At 54.9% G+C, this 17187-nt stretch carries 16 protein-coding genes and 1 pseudogene; 8 read left to right on the forward strand and 9 right to left on the reverse strand.

Going from position 1 to position 17187, the window contains the following annotated elements:
- Nucleotides 1–11: 11 nt before the first annotated feature.
- Nucleotides 12–746 (forward strand): annotated as a pseudogene (locus B5E65_RS00850) (transposase); the annotation flags it as partial.
- On the opposite strand, the gene B5E65_RS16825 reads toward B5E65_RS00850, so the two are convergent.
- Complete coding sequence (locus B5E65_RS16825; RefSeq protein ID WP_206406259.1) at nt 718–1065, reverse strand: hypothetical protein; 348 nt, start codon at nt 1063–1065, stop codon at nt 718–720. The pseudogene B5E65_RS00850 and the gene B5E65_RS16825 overlap by 29 nt on opposite strands.
- Nucleotides 1066–1557: 492 nt before the next feature.
- On the opposite strand from B5E65_RS16825, the gene B5E65_RS00860 reads away from it, so the two are divergent.
- From B5E65_RS00860 to B5E65_RS00875, 4 genes are all read left to right on the forward strand, one after another.
- Nucleotides 1558–1764, forward strand: coding sequence for a helix-turn-helix domain-containing protein (locus B5E65_RS00860; protein ID WP_087169885.1), 207 nt, complete (start codon nt 1558–1560; stop codon nt 1762–1764).
- A 30-nt stretch (nt 1765–1794) separates the two neighbouring features.
- Nucleotides 1795–2229, forward strand: a complete 435-nt coding sequence (locus B5E65_RS00865; protein ID WP_087169886.1) for a hypothetical protein — start codon at nt 1795–1797, stop codon at nt 2227–2229.
- A 70-nt stretch (nt 2230–2299) separates the two neighbouring features.
- Nucleotides 2300–2842 carry a hypothetical protein gene (locus B5E65_RS00870; RefSeq protein WP_087169887.1) on the forward strand — a complete coding sequence of 181 codons (543 nt, stop codon included), beginning with the start codon at nt 2300–2302 and terminating at the stop codon, nt 2840–2842.
- A 208-nt stretch (nt 2843–3050) separates the two neighbouring features.
- On the forward strand, nt 3051–4850 hold the full coding sequence (locus B5E65_RS00875) for a zinc-ribbon domain-containing protein (protein ID WP_087169888.1): 1800 nt from the start codon (nt 3051–3053) through the stop codon (nt 4848–4850).
- Nucleotides 4851–4947: 97 nt separating this feature from the next.
- Here the strand turns inward: B5E65_RS00875 and rlmD are convergent, their stop codons facing one another.
- From rlmD to B5E65_RS00905, 6 genes are all read right to left on the reverse strand, one after another.
- The gene (gene rlmD, locus B5E65_RS00880; protein ID WP_087169889.1) at nt 4948–6582 is read right to left on the reverse strand and encodes a 23S rRNA (uracil(1939)-C(5))-methyltransferase RlmD; all 1635 of its coding nucleotides are present in this window, start codon (nt 6580–6582) and stop codon (nt 4948–4950) included.
- A gap of 19 nt (nt 6583–6601) precedes the next feature.
- A complete protein-coding gene (locus tag B5E65_RS00885) occupies nt 6602–7582 on the reverse strand; it encodes a type 1 periplasmic-binding domain-containing protein (RefSeq protein WP_087169890.1) in 981 nt (326 codons plus the stop codon).
- 13 nt (nt 7583–7595) lie between these two features.
- Entirely contained in the window at nt 7596–8447 is an 852-nt protein-coding gene (locus B5E65_RS00890) for an AraC family transcriptional regulator (RefSeq protein WP_087169891.1), read from the reverse strand.
- 147 nt (nt 8448–8594) lie between these two features.
- Nucleotides 8595–10451 (reverse strand): heavy metal translocating P-type ATPase, encoded by a 1857-nt coding sequence (locus B5E65_RS00895; protein WP_087169892.1) that lies wholly within the window; start codon nt 10449–10451, stop codon nt 8595–8597.
- 26 nt (nt 10452–10477) lie between these two features.
- Nucleotides 10478–10696, reverse strand: a complete 219-nt coding sequence (locus B5E65_RS00900) for a heavy-metal-associated domain-containing protein (protein ID WP_087169893.1) — start codon at nt 10694–10696, stop codon at nt 10478–10480.
- Between the two features lie 60 nt (nt 10697–10756).
- Nucleotides 10757–11119, reverse strand: coding sequence for an ArsR/SmtB family transcription factor (locus B5E65_RS00905; protein WP_087169894.1), 363 nt, complete (start codon nt 11117–11119; stop codon nt 10757–10759).
- Between the two features lie 216 nt (nt 11120–11335).
- On the opposite strand from B5E65_RS00905, the gene B5E65_RS00910 reads away from it, so the two are divergent.
- Nucleotides 11336–12679 (forward strand): TrkH family potassium uptake protein, encoded by a 1344-nt coding sequence (locus tag B5E65_RS00910; protein WP_275532851.1) that lies wholly within the window; start codon nt 11336–11338, stop codon nt 12677–12679.
- Between the two features lie 28 nt (nt 12680–12707).
- Complete coding sequence (locus B5E65_RS00915) at nt 12708–13355, forward strand: potassium channel family protein (RefSeq protein WP_087169896.1); 648 nt, start codon at nt 12708–12710, stop codon at nt 13353–13355.
- A 74-nt stretch (nt 13356–13429) separates the two neighbouring features.
- Here B5E65_RS00915 and B5E65_RS00920 read toward each other — a convergent pair whose 3' ends face one another.
- Both B5E65_RS00920 and B5E65_RS00925 read right to left on the reverse strand, forming a co-directional pair.
- Nucleotides 13430–14920, reverse strand: coding sequence for a PepSY domain-containing protein (locus B5E65_RS00920; protein WP_087169897.1), 1491 nt, complete (start codon nt 14918–14920; stop codon nt 13430–13432).
- Nucleotides 14917–15498 (reverse strand): RNA polymerase sigma factor, encoded by a 582-nt coding sequence (locus B5E65_RS00925; RefSeq protein ID WP_087169898.1) that lies wholly within the window; start codon nt 15496–15498, stop codon nt 14917–14919. The genes B5E65_RS00920 and B5E65_RS00925 overlap by 4 nt, the downstream gene beginning before the upstream one ends.
- A 244-nt stretch (nt 15499–15742) precedes the next feature.
- On the opposite strand from B5E65_RS00925, the gene guaA reads away from it, so the two are divergent.
- Nucleotides 15743–17032 carry a glutamine-hydrolyzing GMP synthase gene (gene guaA / locus B5E65_RS00930; RefSeq protein ID WP_087169899.1) on the forward strand — a complete coding sequence of 430 codons (1290 nt, stop codon included), beginning with the start codon at nt 15743–15745 and terminating at the stop codon, nt 17030–17032.
- Nucleotides 17033–17187 lie beyond the last annotated feature (155 nt).

A 17187-nucleotide genomic window follows, 5' to 3' on the forward strand; every position in this document is an offset into this window, starting at 1 on the left:
ATCTGTGCGCAAAGTCACTGACCAGATACCGTTTTGACAAGGTGAAAGAGCGTGCCAAGCTGAAAAGTTCTATCGCTCGACTGGTCTGCATCCTGTTTCCAGAGTTGGAAAAGCTCGTTCCTTCTCTGCATATTGCTTCTGTCTACGCCCTGCTGGAGGAGTTCCCCGGTGCCAAACAGATTGCCGCAACTCATTTGACGAGGCTGAAAACACTGCTCGAAACCGCCTCTAAAGGCCACTACAAACGGGACATGGCTCTTGAAATCCGGGATGCCGCCAGAAATTCTATTGGCTCCTGGATGCCTGCCAAGTCTCTTGAATTGCAGCACACCATCCGGCTCATCCGAGAACTGGACGACGAAATTGCTGAAATTGAAAAGCAAATTCAAGCCATTATGGATGAACTTAATTCTCCCATTACCACTATCCCAGGGATTGGATTCCGAATGGCTGCCATGATTTTTGCTGAGGTTGGTGACTTCACTCGTTTTGATTCCCCGGACAAGCTGTTGGCCTACGCTGGGATGTCGCCCTCAACTTACCAGTCTGGACAACTCAAGAATTGCTACCCACACATGGAAAAGCATGGCTCTCGATACCTACGCTACGCTCTTTACAACGCGACCAAGTATGTCTGCCACTGGGATCCGACCTTTGCTGCCTATCTTGCTAAGAAGCGTGCGGAGGGCAAACACTACAATGTCGCGCTTTCTCATGCTACAAAAAAGTTGGTTCGTCTAATATAAGCCAACCATTTATTGGGACTTTCATTCGCTGCTGCTGGGTATCCAGATGATGTTCAGCTTCATGCTGGTGGACAATGACCAGCCCCTGCGCCTGTGCAAGCACTGCCAGAAGGTGTTTTTGGGCAGCCGGTCCAATGCGGCCTTTTGCAGCCCACGGTGCAAGAACCAGTACAATGTCTACAAAAGCCGTGAGAAATCCAAGGGGGAAGCAGACTAATGAGGGCGTTGTCGCTGTGGCGGGACAAGGGGTTGATATACCTTTGCTTCCTTTTCCGGCCAGGCGGATTTTGCCCGCTGTGCAAATCCTGATTTCGTCCATGGCTGTACAAAATCCTCCTGCCCTACTGCCGCCGAGAAGTGTCTGCCCGCTGCCCATCTGCCCAAGTTGCAGATGCCGCAGCCAGCCCCTTCCCGGCGCCAGCCGGAAGCAAAGGTATAACACACTAGACTTTCCTACGGAAAATCGTGTGCCAACAGGGGTGCTGCTCGCCCCTATTGGAAACCCAGAGCCAAAGGGGCTATGCCCCTCTGGACACCCCGCCTGTCCACGCAGTGGCTATCCATCCTGCTTCCGCACGCCGGATACGCTCCTGCCCGAACAGGTAAAACAGGCACAGAGATTTGCCCGGGTGGCGGGCAGATTTCTGTGCCTGTTTTTGTTCAGCGGTGGCTGGGCAAAGCATACGCGGAAGCCTTGCAGAACCCTCGGTCTTGGTTGGAAAATTTCGTATTGGAGTGCGAAAACTAATTGTCCCGAGTTCCTATATCTGGTATAATAAAACAGTCGAATTTTCTGACAGGAGGTACCCATATGGCCATCTCTTACAATAAGCTCTGGAAACTGCTCATTGATCGCAAAATGAGCAAGGCAGACTTACGCCGAGCGGCGGGAATCGCTCCCAATACTATGACAAAACTAAACCGCGATGAAGAAGTGACCCTAGAAACGCTGGGGAAAATTTGCGGTGTGCTGGGAGTTAATATAGGAGATATTGTCGATTTGCTTCCTACGACCTAAATATATTTATACGACAGGAGATTGCTTAAGATGTTTGAAGTAGATCAAAAAATAGATTTGCCAGCGCAAGAAAATGCCACCAAGATGATAGGGTACGTAAAAAAAGCCGCGGAGATGACACATACAGTCATCATAGCGGATAAAAAAGCGGCAAAGGCCATTTCTGCAGTTCAGACACAAGACAAAAGAAGAAAATGGAATGTTTTACAGGAATACCTTAAAGAATATGGCAAATTTATCAATGAGACAACTTTACTTACCGGGGTTTGTGTCTACCCAGTGAATGCGGAGTTTTATGCTGAGGCCACTTTGCAGGAACTCGACCGACAGCTTCAGATTATAGTGGGAATCGTATACTTAAAAGAGGCGGTTCGTGTTGCAATTAATAAGGCGTATGAGGAGTGCCTAAAAAAGTTGCTCAGGAAAAGTGGAATGTTCACCGAGGCGCAGCTAAATCTTTTATAAATCAGATGTAAATGTCAATGATTCCAAGATTAAAAAGTGGCTGGGCGGGGGAAAGGGTTAAGAGTGGACTATGAAGAAAAACAACATTACACTATGTTTGGCTGTAGGTTTCTTTGCTTTAGCAGCAGCGTTAATTGTGTTTCGAATAAGCGATCAGGCGCTCATAGCCATATCGATTTCTTCGTTTGTTTATACCCTTGCGCAAACGTTCCGAAATAGTGTGGATTTAAAGAATGAAGAACACAAACAACAACTTGATACTTTTAATTCCATTGGCTCACTCAATCTCAATCAATCTCAGCTCATGATACTAAAAAGGTATGCTCCTTGGTTTTTCTCTACTAAGAACGAAAAACGAGTGCATCAGGCTGCAACGATATTTGAATGTATAGCTTTTGCAATACTATTTGTTGGATTGACCGTCCCAATTCCGATTTTGTACAACGAAAAAATCAGTGATATAGCAACCGTGCTGTCATTTGGATTTTTGTTTTTGAGTATGTGGCAGGTTGAGAAAAATGCGGAACGAAAAGCTCAATGGGAAGATATTCAGTTGATGGCTACGATCAGCCAACAACCATCACAGCAGAACTCTGAGACTACCAACACCTGAATTGATAAAAAAAGCAACTACTACTAGAAGGAACCATACCGAATGCCAGATTGCCAAAATAGCTACGATGATGCTGGGTAGAACACTAAGGGCAACGACAGTAAGAATACAATATCTATGGCGACAATTTTATAACGTTGAAGGCTCTGCTATTTCTAATGGCCTTTAGAAATTGAAAATAGGATTTTTTGCGGGGGGCGGGGTTTAGATGTCAAAAAAGAAAAGTAATGAAGAATTTGTAATAGAATTAAAGGCGATAAACCCCGATATCCAACCATTGGATCAATATGTAACTGCCTTGACAAAAATCAGATTTCAATGCAAGGTTTGCGGCTACCAATGGGCGGCTAAGCCAAATTCGGTATTAAATGGTCACGGATGTCCTGAATGTGGCAAAAGAAAAATTGGAAATAGCCTCCGAAAAACACACGATCAATTTGTTCAAGAACTTCGTAACAAAAATCCCAATTTGATTGTCATAGGCACATATACAGGTAACAAACATAAAATAAAAGTAAGATGTGGTAAATGTGGGTATGAGTGGTCACCAACTCCTCATGATTTGCTGGGTGGGCACGGGTGTCCACGATGCGGCCTATCCAACCAGAAAAACGCCCAACGGCGCAGCCATCAGCAGTTTGTAGAAGACTTACATAAGGTCAATCCTAACATACAATGCCTTGATGAATATCATAACAATCACCAAAAAATACATTTTAAATGCGCAGAATGTGGACGGGTTTGGTTTACTACGCCGTATAGTGTATTAGCTGGACACGGGTGCCCTGAGTGTGCACATTCTTCAACGTCTTTTTTTGAGCAGGCAATCCTCTATGCATTTAGACTATGTCTCGGAGAAGATGCTGTACTTACCAGAAATCACGAAATGATTGGTATGGAATTAGATATCTACATTCCGTGCCTGAATGTTGCTTTTGAACCAGGCAGCTGGGATTGGCATTATAATAAGAAAAAGCGGGATACTGAGAAAAGAAAACGGTGCGCAGAGAAAGGAATCCGTCTTATTAATATCTTTACGGATTACAAGGAAGACACTCCACCGTATTCTTCGGATTGTATTGTCTGCAAACACAATCTTGGAAATGCAACATGGAATGAAACGAAAGAAACCATAGCGATGTTGCTTGCAAAGTATGGTTTGGCACTGTCAGAACAACAATGGGTATGTGTAAGAGGTTATGCTCAGAAAAAAAGCAAGAAGAAAAAACAGGAGAAATTCATTTCTGAGCTTAAGGAGATTAACCCCAACATTGTTTTGCGTAGCGAATATATTGATAGCGCTTCGAAGGTGTCTTTGCGTTGCAATATTTGTGGCCACGAATGGGAAGCTACTCCAAATAGTCTGCTGAGCGGACATGGATGTCCAGTTTGTGGTAGAAAATCAACAAATCTAGCACATAGAAGTGATCCACATACCTTTTTGGAGCGAATGGCTGAAATAAACCCATCTATTGAAATTAAGGAACCCTATCTGGGATCAAAAGAAAAGCTCTTATGTAGGTGTACGGTCTGCGGGAATGAATGGCGCGCATTACCTAACCATCTTCTTAAAGGGCAAGGGTGTCCACTTTGTGGAAGGAAACGTGCCGCGCAGAAAAATACCCGTACTCATGCTGAATTTGTGAATTTGCTCTCAATAAAAAACTCAAAAATCGAAGTGCTCGGGAAGTACACTGGTAGTGCTAACAAAGTGTTGGTAAAATGCAAACATTGCGGGTATATATGGGATGGAGATCCGGTAACCCTTATGTCGGGACATGGCTGTCCCAAGTGTGGCGGATCAATGAAACGCACTCAACAGCAGTTTGAGCAAGAACTGGCTGAAAAGTTTCCTGACTTGAAAGTTGTTGGTACATATTCTGGTGCAAGTACGAAGGTCAAAATCGAATGCAAGGTATGTAACTATTGTTGGGATATTCGGCCGCATGATTTGCTTCGTGGCAAGGGGTGTCCACAGTGCAGAAAACGAAAAGCTAAGACTCAATAAGTATATCTAAAATACCCTTAAAAATAATATTAAGGGCCTAAACTAAAGGACATGGGTAACCGCCTATTGGCGGCTACCCATGTCCTTTAGTTTATCTCTAAATCATCTGAAAATATTTCAGTGTATCCACAATCGCCGCTTCCTTTTCCGGCGGGCACTGTGGCACTTTCGCGTCCTCTTTCTTTGACAGATTATAATTCTGCCCCACATCTAGTCCGCACTTCCGCTTAACCTGGGAGATATACAGGCTGGACACCTTCAGGCCGTGCTTTTCCAGCACATAGGCTTTGATCTCATCATAGGTGGCTTTACTCTCCGCCGATGTCAAATCCTGCTCGTCCAGATTCAACTCCACCTCGATATGCTGCTTGGTGTTGAGTTTGGACAAAAGTACTACCGTCTCCACATGCTTGGTGCGGGGGAACAGGTCCACTGGCTGCACGCGGCGGGGCTGGTAACCCTTTTCCGCCAGAGTGCGCGCATCCCGTGCCGCCGTGGCCGGGTTGCAGCTTACCATCACTAGGGTGCGAGGGCTCATCTGCACTACGGCGTCCAGGGTGGCCGCGTCGCAGCCTTTGCGGGGTGGATCCAGCACGATCACATCCGGCTTATAGCCCTCCTGGCGAGCCAGCTTTTCCGCGGCCTGGCCCGCATCCATGCAGAAAAACTCCGCCCGGTCTGCGCCCATGCGGGCCGCTACCTCCCGGGCCGAATCCACCGACTGGGGCACAACTTCGATGCCGGTCAGGCGGGCGCAGTCCGCGTACATGGACAAGCCGATGGTCCCCATCCCGCAGTACACGTCCAGCAGCCGGTCTTCCGGGCGCAGGGCGGCATACTGCCGGGCCACGGCATACAGCTGTTCGGCGGCGGGGGTGTTCACCTGATAAAATTCATGGATCCCCATCCGGATGGGCACACCGGCCAGCGTGTCCTCAATGCGGCCCGGCCCCAGCAGGGTGCGGGTGCTGCGGCCCAGAATCACATTGGTGTTGGCCGTATTGCGGTTTACCAGAATGGTGGTCAGGGAAAATTCTTCGGCCAGCGCAGCCGCAATGTCCTTTTCCCGGGGCAGAGCGTCCCCATTGATCACAAAACACAGCAGCCGCTGGCCGCTGTGCCAGCCCTGCCGCAGGAACAGATGGCGCACCAGCCCTTTGCCGGTGGTCTCGTCATAAGCCGAAGCGCCGGCCTGTTCCAGCAAGCGGCAGGCTTTCTGCGCGGCCTGATCCATCCATTCCGGCTGCAGCAGGCAATCGGAACAGGGCACAATCCGGTGGCTGCGTCCGGCATAAAATCCGGTGGTCAGGTGCCCGTCCGGGCCTGTGCCCACCGGCAGCTGCACTTTATTTCGGTAGCGCAGGGGAGAGGGGGCCGGAAGGATGGGTTCTACCGTCAGGTCAAATCCGCCGATGCGGGTAAAGGCATCCTGCACAAACCCTTCTTTGGCCCGGCATTCGGCGGCATAGTCCAGATGCCGGAAGCAGCATCCGCCGCAGGGGCCGCATACCGGGCAATCCGGTTCCACGCGGCCCGGGCCTGCCTGCAGCAGCTGGTCTACAATGGCAAAGGCATACCGGCCGCAGTCCTTTACAATACGGGCCTGGATACGGTCGCCCGCAGCGCAGCCCGGCACAAAGACTGCCTGGCCATCCACCCGGCCCACGCCGTTGCCGTCACTGGACAGGCTCTCAATTTCCAGCGGTACGACGGTATTTTTTCGCAGCGACATAGGAAGCCCTCCTTTCCGCTCAGGCGGTCATAAGCTGGTAGGGGATTGCAAAGGTCTGGCCATCGGGCTGGATATCCTGCCCCTGCCCCACAAAACTCAGGGTGGCCGCATTCTTCAGCATGGCGGCGGTCAGCCGGGAAGCTTCCGCACCGTCGTACCAGGCCACCGCCAGAGCGCGGCCGCTCTCGATCAGCTCGGCGGCTTCGGTTTCGCTGCCGGCGGTGGTCAGCACGGGCAGCAAAGCCCCCTCGCCCCACCAGGCCAGGGACGGCCGTGCCAGTTCCATGGCCTCCAGCGCCTGCGGATCGGAAAAGAACAGGATTTCCGGCTGGGCGGCAGGCTCGGCCAGTTCCAGGGCGGCCTGCTCAGCCAGATCCTGCATGCCGGCACTGAGAGAACCGGCGTCGGCGGTATAGACGCCGTAGTGCTCGCATTCGTCCAGAATATATTTTTTCAGGGTAGCAGAGCCGGAGAACCCGGTGTTCCCGGCCCACACATACTGCAGCAGCAGATCGCCGTTCTGATCGGCGGCCGTTCCGTCACGGAAAAGCATCGCCGCTTCCTGCCCCAGCAGTTCGCCGGCCTGGGCGGGGTCGCTGCCTACGTACCAGCAGTTTTCGTATTCCAGTGCCGCCCGGCCCGGATATTCCCCCAGCCAGATCATGGGAATCTGGTATTCGGCGGCCAGCGAGGAAAAGGCAGCCGGATCCTCGGGCGCCTGCGCCATGTCCAGCACCAGCGCCAGCGCGCCCTGCTCCAGCAGGGTGCGGGCCTGTTCCAGCGGGTCACCGGAAACGCTGACCACATTCAGCACCAGATCATCGCCCAGCTGCCCGGCAATCTGCTCGGGAAAGGCCCCGCCTGCGGCATCCTGCCAGATATACCCGACCATGGGGGCTTCATCAAAATAGCCGCCCAGCAGCAGGGCGGCATATCCGCAGGCACACAGGGCGCCTACCACCAGATAAAACTTGAGAATACGGAGAAGATAGCGGTTCATAGGATGCGGTTCCTTACTTTTCAGAGGTGGATGGATGCTCAAAGCTGGCCATGTATTTGCTGGGAGGTACCCCTTTGGCCTTTTTGAACACCCGCGAAAAATAAAACTGGTCAAAAAATCCCACCGATACCGCAATCTCAGCAATGGAAAGCTGCGAGGTGCGCAGCAGCGCACAGGCTTCGTTGATGCGGTAACTGGTCAGGTAATCGATGGGGCTTTGCCCCACATTACTCATGAATACCCGGTACAGATGGCTCCGGCTTACCCCCACGGCCTTGGCAATGTCGTCGATGCTGATGTCCTGGGAGTAGTTGAACTGGATGTACTTGATGGCGTTAAGCACATACTGGGAACTGGAATTTCCGGTACGGCTTTCCATTTCCTGCGCTTCCTTGATCAGGTTGGCCATAAACAGGTACAGATACCCCACCATCATGGCTTCGTTCTGCGGCTCCGGGCCCCGATGCAGATAGATGCAGTGCAGCAGCTCTTTCAGGGTTTCCGTGTCCTTGCAGCGGTGCACAGGGCGGGCATCGGTAAACGGGGTCTGCTGCACAAATTTGCTGGCAAACGCACCGTTGAACCCCACCCAGTAGTATTCCCAGGGATCCTGCAGATCGGCGGTGTAGCTGATCAGCTGGTTGGGCTTGATCAAAAACAGCTGCCCGGCTTCCAGGGGATAGGCCTGCTGGCCCACCCGGTAGGTTCCCTTGCCGGATACCACCAGATGGATCAGATAGTGATCCCGGATACCAGGGCCCCAGGTGTAGCCCGGGGTGCAGGACTCCAGCCCGCAGTTGAAGATGGAAAGCTCCACGTTATCCGTATAATTCTGTTTGAATGACTGTTTGTAGACACCCGACACAGCAAACACCTCCCGCCTGTACGCTGACCATTATACCAGATGATTCAACAAAAGTCCATGTTTCTGGACGAAAAAAGCCACAGATACGCAAACTTCCCCCTCTGCAAAGGCGGAGAGGGAAGAAAAAATGCATATGAACACAAAAAATCAGGTGTCCTTGCGGGGAACTTTCAGCGCACGCATGGCGTTCAGAATGGCGATAATGGCCACACCCACATCGGCGAAGACGGCGCCCCACATGGTGGCCATACGCAGCACACCCAGCAGCAGGAAAATCCCCTTGACGCCCAGGGCAAACACAATGTTCTGGCGGGCAATCCGCAGGGTGCGGCGGGCGATTTCCACCGCCAGGGCAATTTTGGCGGGGTCGTCGTCCATCAGAACAACGTCGGCCGCTTCGATGGCGGCGTCGGAACCCAGCGCGCCCATGGCAACACCCACGTCTGCGCGGGAGAGTACCGGCGCGTCGTTTACGCCGTCTCCCACAAAGGCCAGCTGACCGCCGGGCGCCTTGGTTTCCAGCAGATCCTCCACGTGCTGTACCTTGTCGGCGGGCAGCAGCCCGGCATGGATCTCATCCAGCGCCAGAGGGGCGGCCGCGGCTTTGGCAGCCGTCTCCGAGTCGCCGGTAAGCATAACGGTGCGGCGCACACCCAGCTGTTTCAGACGGCCGATCGCTTCGGCGGCAGTAGGCTTCAGCTGGTCGGCAATGCGGATATATCCCAGGCAGGCTCCGCTGCGGGCCACATACACCAGGGTACCTGCTTCGCTGCATCCCGGTACGCGCAGCCCGTGGTCTTCCAGCAGTCGGGCGTTGCCTACCAGTACTTCCTGCCCGTCTACCATCGCCCGGACGCCCCGTCCGGCAATTTCTTCCACATCCCGTGCCCGTTCGGCTGCCAGTTCCCCGCCGCAAGCCCGCCGCAGGGACTGGGAAATCGGATGGTTGGAATACTGTTCGGCCAGCGCGGCGGTAAGAAGCAGATCCTCCTGGCTGACGCCCGGCTGGGGAGCAACCTGTACCACCTCAAAGGTGCCGCGGGTCAGGGTGCCGGTTTTGTCAAAGACCACCGTGTCCAGTTTGGCCAGGGCTTCCAGATAGTTGCCGCCTTTGACCAGGATTCCGCAGCGGGAAGCCCCACCGATTCCACCAAAGAAACTCAGCGGGATGCTGATCACCAGCGCGCAGGGGCAGCTGATAACCAGGAAGGTCAGCGCACTGGTGATCCAGCCGCGGAAATCGCCCACAAACAGCGGCGGAATAAATGCCAGAGCCGCCGCCGCAATCACTACGATGGGGGTATACCAGCGGGCAAACCGGGTGATGAACGCCTCGGTGCGGGCTTTCTTTTCGCTGGAATTTTCCACCAGATCCAGAATGCGGGAGACGGTCGAATCGCCAAACTCCCGGCTTACCCGTACCCGCAGCAGACCAGTCAGGTTCACGCAGCCGCTGATGACCTCGCCGCCCGGCTCTACCATGCGGGGCATGGATTCGCCGGTCAGGGCCGCCGTGTCGATGGAGGAACTGCCCTCCAGTACCTGTCCGTCCAGCGGGATTTTTTCACCGGGACGGATCACGATCACATCGCCGATGGCTACATCGTCCGGATCCACCTCTTCAATCTCGCCATCCCGTTCCAGGTTGGCACTGTCGGGGCGGATGTCCATCAGGGCGGCAATGGACTGCCGGCTGCGCCCTACCGCATAGCTCTGGAACAGTTCGCCTACCTGATAAAACAGCATTACGCCAGAGGCTTCATCGTACTGCCCCAGTGCCAGTGCGCCCACCGTGGCCAGTGCCATCAGAAAATTCTCGTCAAAAACCTGTCCGTGCGCGATATTGCGCACCGCCCGCCACAGCACGTCCCAGCCAACCACAAAATAGGGGACCAGAAAAACCAGCAGCCGTGCCACGCCTTCCACCGGTGCCAGCTCTGCGGCCAGAAACAGCGCGCCGCCTGCCAGAATACGGGCCAACATCTTTTTCTGCTTTTTGCTCATAGCCGTTCCCTCCCGGCAGTTCGGTTTCAGATATCCAGTGTGCAGTCCGGTTCTACCCGATGGCAGATTTCGGCGGCCTGCCGGGCAATTTCATCAAAACGGGCATCGTCGGCCACCAGCGTCAGCTTCTGGGCCAGAAAGTTCACATGTACCTTTTCCACGCCGTCCAGTTTGGCGATGGCATCTTCCATCTTCTGGGCGCAGTGGGCGCAGTCCAGATCGGTCAGTTTGAATACTTTACGCATGGTTGTTTCCTCCTGTTACTATTAAGGTAAATAAAAAATTATTTAAGGGAAAGCTCCGGATCACTCGTTCAGATGTTCCATACCCTGCCCGATGATGCTGCGCACATGCTCGTCGTCCAGCGAGTAGAATACAGTTTTTCCCTCCCGGCGGAACTTCACCAGCTTGCTGCCTTTCAGCACCCGCAGCTGATGGCTTACCGCTGTCTGGGTCAGATTCAGCAGCTGGGCAATATCGCATACGCACAGTTCCGACTCAAACAGGGCATACAGAATCTTGATCCGGGTCGAGTCGCCAAACACCTTGAACAGCTCTGCCAGATCGTACAGTTCTTCATCGGCGGGCATTTGGGCCATAACCCGGGCCAGGGTGTCTTTGTGCAGGTGCAAAAACCCGCACCGTTCCACGCTGTCATCTCTCTGCATTCAGTCGCCTCCTTGAAAAAACATATGAACATCTATTCATATGTTATACCTGATGCTGCCTCTTGTCAAGCATTTGACGAAAAAAAGATGGGCTGCACGAAAACAAGGGTTGCAAACGGGGCATAGATGTATTATAGTAGAGCCAACGCACCTTTCTGTACCTTGCCAGGTTTGGAAAGGCGGGTTTATTACATTTTGAATATTTCGGAGGAGAACGTGCAAAAGCGATTGCGGCATATTGCGCCGGCCCAGATCGTCCTGGGCAGTTTTGCGTTGTTGATCCTGGCGGGGGCGCTGCTTCTGATGCTTCCTATCTCGTCCCAGAGCCGGCAACTCACCCCTTTTATTGACGCACTTTTTACGGCGACTTCGGCCACCTGCGTGACCGGCCTGGTGGTGGTGGACACCGCTACCTACTGGTCGGTTTTCGGCCAGGCGGTCATTCTGCTGCTGATCCAGATCGGCGGCATGGGCGTGGTCACCATGGCGGTTATCGTTTCGCTGCTGTCCGGGCGGCGGATCGGTTTCCGCCAGCGGTATGTGATGCAGGAGTCCATCTCCGCGCCTCAGGTGGGCGGTATTGTGCGGCTGACCGGTTTTATTCTTCGTTTCACCCTCACCATGGAACTGATCTCTGCGGTGTTGCTGGCGATCCGTTTCATTCCGGAGTTTGGTCCGCTGAAAGGCGCCTGGTACGGATTGTTCCATTCTGTGTCGGCGTTCTGCAACGCAGGATTCGACCTGATGGGGGTGCGCGCACCGTTCAGCTCGCTGGTGGCGTATACCGGTGACTGGCTGGTCAACCTGGTCATTATGGTTCTGATCGTGTCGGGCGGTATCGGCTTCTTTGCCTGGAGCGATATCCTGCACAACAAGTTCCATTTCCATGCCTACCGGCTGCAGACCAAGCTGGTGCTGGTTACGACCGGCCTTCTGCTGGTTCTGCCGGCACTCTATCTGTTCCTGTATGAGTTCAACCAGACTGCCTGGCAGGATCTGACCCTGGGCGAGCGGGTCTGGGCGGCATTGTTCCAATCGGTCACGCCCCGTACCGCCGGTTTTAACACTGTGGACCTGACCCTGCTGCATCCGGTCACCATCTTGATGATGATCTTCCTGATGCTCACCGGCGGCTCTCCCGGATCCACGGCCGGCGGCTTCAAGACCACTTCGCTGGCGATCGTGTTCCTGACTGTGCGCGCCGTATACGCCAAGCGGGACGGGGTAAACACCTTCGGCCGCCGCATTCCCCAGGACGTGCTGCGCAGCGCGGTGGCAATCATCGTGATGTATATAATGCTGTTTGTGGCCGGATCGGTGGCCATTACCCTGATCGAAGGTCTGCCGCTGAGCATGGTGCTGTTTGAGTGTGCATCTGCCATCGGTACGGTGGGTCTGACGCTGGGGTGCACCACCAGCCTGGGGCCGATTTCTCAGATAATTCTGATTCTCTTGATGTACTTTGGCCGCGTAGGCGGTCTGACCATGATTTACGCGCTGGTCAGCGGGCACATTCCTGCACCGTCCCAGCTGCCGCAGGAGCGGATTACCATTGGCTGATTGCCTATAACTGTACAGGAGGAATAGTATGAAATCCATTCTTTTGATTGGTCTGGGCCGTTTCGGCCGTCATATGGCGCAGAAATTCAATGAAATGAACCACGATGTGCTGGCGGTGGACATCAACGAAGACCGCGTCAACGAGGTGCTGCCTCTGGTAACCAACGCGCAGATCGGCGACTCCACCAATGAGCAGTTCATCGCGTCGCTGGGTGTGCGGGACTTTGATTTGTGTGTGGTGGCCATCGGCGATAATTTCCAGAGTTCGCTGGAAACCACGGCCCTGCTGAAGGATTACGGCGCCCGTTTTGTGCTGGCCCGTGCCAACCGGGATGTGCATGCCAAGTTCCTGCTGCGCAACGGCGCGGACGATGTGGTGTATCCGGAAAAGCAGATGGCTATCCGCTCGGCAGTTCGCTTCGGTTCCGACAATGTGTTTGATTACATTGAGCTGACGGCCGACCACTCTATTTATGAAACCACCGTGCCGGAAAGCTGGCTGGGTAAAAGCATTGTTCAGCTGGCTGTGCGGCAGAAGTACCATATCAGCATTTTGGCTACCAAGCGTGGCGAAGTGCTGGAGCCGCTGCCCAAGCCGGAGCATGTGTTCGGAAGCGATGAGACCATCCTGATCATGGGCGCCAACAAGGATATTCAGAAGTTTATCCATTTCTGATTGCCAAAAGAAAAATCCGCCGGGCGAAGCGCTTGCTTCGCCCGGCGGATTTATTTTATTTTATTGGAGATGAATCAGTCACGCTCCTGCTTGACGTCCAGCACGCTGCCGTCGGCGGCACTGATCCGGTATTCATACTCGATACCGCCGTGCTTGAATTCCACCTCATAGCAGGGAACACGTTCGTCCAGTTCTTCGCTGACATCCAGATCCCATACATCGTTCAAAGCGCATCCGGCTGCCGCCAACGCGGCGTCCCGGGCGGCGTCCGGAGTGATTGCTTCGTTCAGCCCCAGCGCGTGGGTCTCCTGCTCCTGCTTCAGCACATTGCCGCTTGCCGCATCAACTTCGTAATCGTACTCAACGCGTCCGGCCCAGAACTCGATTTCATAAATCTGGCGGCCGTCATCCCGGTCAAGCTCACACTTGGTTACCGTGGCAGATGCAGCGTCCACACCTGCATGGGCAAACGCTTTTTCCTGTGCCTGTTCAGCGGTCAAAACCGTGCCCTGTTCACCGGAAGAGGTGCTGCTCTGGCTCTGTCCGCCCTGCGTGGTTTGCCCGGCTTTCTGCCCGTCCTGCTCAAATTTTACAATGGCGCCGGTAGAGGCGTTTACATCGTATTCGTATTCCACGCCGCTTGCATGGAAATCCAGTTCGTAGACCATCTGGCCCATTTCGTAGTCAAAGTCAACTTCCAAAGCGGTCACGTCAGCTTCGTTCACACCCGCGTGGGCAAAAGCGGCAGCTTTGGCTGCATCTACGCCGATGTAGGCGTTGTCGCTGGCGGTACCGGTGGAAACAACCTGAGACGGCGTATTTTTGTTGTTGGCGGCCAGCAGGTTCAGTTCGTTGACCGTCAGCCCGGCCAGATCTTCAAACAGCAGCTGGGGGTTCTGATCCACCATCGACTGAATCAGGGTGGCTTTGCCCAGCGTGATGCCGTATTCGTCCGCCTTCTGCTGCAGGGCGGTGTCGCTGTGGTCCACTGTCTGGGCCAGAATTGCGCCGTCCTGTGCATTGGCAGCCAGCGCCTCGCTCACTTCCTGGGTCAGGGACTGCTGCAGTGCCTGGCCCCGTGCGGTATCGTCGTCCTCCACGGTGATCAGAATGGAGTTGGCCAGTTCATCCAGATACCCGTTCTTAACCATGGATCCCACGATGGCGTTTACCGCCACGTCCAGCTGGCTGCCTTTCAGATTCATATCGCCCAGCACGGCGGCGCCGTCAGCATTCATGGCCTGGGCACTGAGCACCTTTTCCTTGTTGTTTACTTCCAGCACAACACTGGGGTTTACGTCCAGCGAAACAATGCTGGCTACCTGGCCGCCGGCCTGCCAGCCGGCACCCAAACCAAAGCCTGCTACGCCCAGTACCAGCGCGGCACAAGCGGCGGCTGCAATCCACAATCCAGCCTTGGGGCTGAACGATTTCTTCTTTTCTTCCATCACGATCACAGTTCCTTTCCTGGGGCTGTCACAGCGGGAGAGAATCGCATCCAGCTCGTCCGGAACAGCCCGCTCGGTTGCCTGCCGCAGCCGCGCTTCCAGTTCACGGTTGGTCATTGCGCTCCATCTCCTTTCAGCCGGTTATTCAGCTTTTTCAATGCTCGGTGGTATTTGGACAGGACGGTGGCCAGCGGCACCTCCAGCAGATCGGCGATTTCCCGGTGCTTCAGACCGGCTACGGCGTGCAGCATTACCACACGGCGTTCCTCGTCGGCCAGTGCGTTGACAGCCAGTTCCAGCAGATGCCGGTCCTCAGCGGTCAGCGGAGAGTCGGGCGCGGGCACCAGTACCCACTCCTCGTCAGGCAGCAGGTCGGTGTGCCGGGCGCTCCGCAGCTTCATCAGGGCCAGATTGCGCGCAATTGCCAGCATCCAGCTCAGGGGCTTGCCCTGCGGACGATACTGCCCGGCCTTCTCCCAGACCCGTACAAAGGTATCCTGGGTGATGTCCTGGGCATCCTGCCCGTTTTTCAGGTAGGACAGCGCCAACCCGTACACAGCCGCCCGGGTGCGGCTGTACAGTTCCGCCAGAGAATCCCGGTCTCCGGCAGCCACTCCGCCCAGCAGCCGTTCCAATTCCCGGCTGGGGGACGCGGTGGCGGGTGCAGCGCCAGTTGCCAATAGGCTCATCAGCATGACTTGTTCGCTCCTGTCATCTTGGTAATGCACGGCACAGATCGTTTATTGCAGCCGATGCAAAAAATTTTTTGCGGCGTTACGCCGCACGGAATGGATCGTGTACTTTCATTATATCCGGTTTTGCCGGCGGTGCAAGAGATTTGCCGGCATATTGAAATGCCTGTGCCGGGTGCGCTATAATGAAACTGTATGACCGGCCCGTGTGCTGCGGAGCCGGAAGAATCGATACGGGAGGTACAATATGAAACAGGATATGATCGTAATCCTGGACCTGGGCAGCGAGGAAAATCCCCGCCTGGCCCGCGAGATCCGCGCCCTGGGCGTGTACAGCGAGATCCATCCCCATGACATCAGCCGGGAAGAACTGGAAGCATTGCCCAATGTAAAGGGCGTGATCCTGAACGGCGGCCCCAACCGTGTGGTGGACGGTGTGGAGATTGACGTGGCCCCCTATGTGTACGATTTGCCGGTGCCGGTGATGCTGCTGGATCATAAGGGCCAGCCGGGTCTCCCCACCATGCAGGAAGCGCGCCGCACCCAGCTGTCTGAATGGGTGTTCGGCATCTGCTGTGCCCAGCCCAACTGGAATATGGAAAACTTCATCGCCGATCAGGTGGAACTGATCCGCCGCCAGGTAGGAGACGGCAAGGTGCTGCTGGCCCTGTCCGGCGGTGTGGATTCCAGCGTAGTGGCCGCGCTGCTCATCAAGGCTATCGGTAAGCAGCTGACCTGCGTACATGTAAACCACGGCCTGCTGCGCCAGGGTGAGCCGGAGCAGGTTGTGGAGGTGTTCCGCAACCAGATGGACGCTAACCTGGTGTATGTGGACGCGGTGGACCGCTTCCTGGATAAGCTGGCCGGCGTGGCCGATCCGGAGCAGAAGCGCAAGATCATCGGCGCAGAGTTCATCCGGGTGTTTGAGGAAGAAGCCCGCAAGCTGGAGGGCATCCGCTTCCTGGGCCAGGGCACCATCTATCCGGATATTATTGAGAGCGGCACCAAAACGGTCAAGACGGTCAAGAGCCACCACAATGTGGGCGGCCTGCCGGAAGACCTGAACTTTGAACTGGTTGAGCCCCTGAAGATGCTGTTCAAGGACGAAGTCCGCGCCTGCGGCAAGGCGTTGGGCCTGCCGGACAGCATGGTCTACCGCCAGCCGTTCCCGGGCCCGGGCCTGGGCGTGCGCTGCCTGGGTGCCATTACCCGTGACCGCCTGGAAGCGGTGCGTGCCTCCGACGCGATCCTGCGGGAAGAGTTCGCCCGCGCCGGCCTGGAAGGCCGTGTGTGGCAGTACTTCACCGTGATCCCCGACATCCGTTCGGTGGGCGTGCGGGACGGCCGCCGCGCCGACGAGTGGCCGGTCATCCTTCGCGCCGTCAACACGGTGGACGCCATGACCGCCACCGTGGAGGATGTACCCTTCACCCTGCTGCAGCTGATCACCAAGCGCATCACCCATGAGGTCCCGGGCGTCAACCGCGTCCTCTACGACCTGACCCCGAAGCCCACCGGCACCATCGAGTGGGAATGATTTCAGAAGCCCGGAAAAGCTTGATTTTGCTGGCTTTTTGAGGGGTTAACGCCCTCTGTGGCAACGATTTGGCAACACTTTTTCATTATTCATAAAAAGAGAGCTAACTGATTTTGATTCGTCAGTTAGCTCTCTTTTTGGCATGGTTCATTTGT

The organism is Gemmiger sp. An120, assembly GCF_002160955.1.
Lineage (GTDB): Bacteria > Bacillota > Clostridia > Oscillospirales > Ruminococcaceae > Gemmiger_A > Gemmiger_A avium.